1 protein-coding gene and 1 pseudogene are annotated in these 1197 nt (G+C 56.8%); both read left to right on the forward strand.

All coding sequences use genetic code 11. The features are described from left to right. Positions 1-1051 (forward strand): bifunctional tRNA (adenosine(37)-C2)-methyltransferase TrmG/ribosomal RNA large subunit methyltransferase RlmN (locus AACS18_RS09815; RefSeq protein ID WP_108614209.1); only part of this gene is annotated, 1051 nt, incomplete at its 5' end. An 11-nt stretch (positions 1052-1062) separates the two neighbouring features. After that, a pseudogene (locus AACS18_RS09820) lies at positions 1063-1197 on the forward strand (type IV pilus biogenesis/stability protein PilW); the annotation flags it as partial.

Below are 1197 nucleotides of genomic sequence, written 5' to 3' on the forward strand. Positions count from 1 at the left end.
CTTTTTCGTCGAACTGGGCGAGAAGCCATTCCGGGCAGATCAGGTCATGAAGTGGATCTATCACTTTGGGTGTGATGATTTCGATCAGATGACCAACGTCAACAAGGTGCTCAAAGAGCGCCTCAAGGCGATCGCCGAGATCAAGGCGCCCGAGATCAGCCGCGAGCAGCGCTCTGCCGATGGCACCATCAAGTGGGCTCTGCAGGTGGGCGATCAGGAGGTAGAGACCGTCTACATCCCGGAAGATGACCGCGCGACCCTCTGCGTCTCCTCTCAAGTTGGCTGTGCGCTGGAGTGCAAGTTCTGCTCCACGGCTCAACAAGGCTTCAACCGCAATCTGAAAGTCTCCGAGATCATCGGTCAGGTGTGGCGTGCGGCCCGCGTGGTCGGTGGCAAGCGTCCCATCACCAACGTGGTGATGATGGGGATGGGCGAGCCGCTGCTCAACCTCGCCAACGTGGTGCCCGCCATGCGTCTGATGATGGATGACTACGGCTTTGGCATCTCCAAGCGCCGGGTGACCATCTCCACCTCTGGCGTGGTACCTGCGCTGGACAAGCTGGGTGACCAGATCGACGTGGCGCTGGCTATCTCCCTGCATGCCCCTAACGACAAGTTGCGTTCAGAGATCATGCCGATCAACGACAAGTACAATATCGAGGAGTTCCTCGCCGGTGTCCGTCGTTACCTGGCCAAATCCAATGCCAACGGTGGTCGGGTGACCGTCGAATATGTGCTGCTCGATCATATCAATGACGATATGCAGCATGCTCACGAGCTGGCCAAGGTGCTCAAGGACACCCCGAGCAAGATCAATCTGATCCCGTTCAACCCCTTCCCGGGCAACCCTTACGGCAAGCCGAGCAATAGTCGTATCGATCGCTTCTCCAAGGTGCTGATGGAGTACGGTTTCACCGTGATTGTCCGCAAGACCCGTGGTGATGACATTGATGCCGCCTGTGGTCAGCTGGTGGGTGACGTGATTGACCGTACCAAGCGAACTATCAAAAATCGGATGCAACAGGATGGGATTTCCGTCAAAATGGTTTAAATGCTAAGCCATTGTATAGACAGGGAATGGATACACGTACATTGATCGTAGTGGCAGCGCTCTGCGCGCTGCCAGGCTGTGTGACCGAGACCACTTACGCTGGCCAGAACTCGACCCAGCGTGAAGTGGGTCCTGACCTCAAGGCG

The sequence above is a fragment of the Aeromonas sp. HMWF015 genome (assembly GCF_963878965.1).
Classification (GTDB): Bacteria; Pseudomonadota; Gammaproteobacteria; order Enterobacterales; family Aeromonadaceae; genus Aeromonas; species Aeromonas veronii.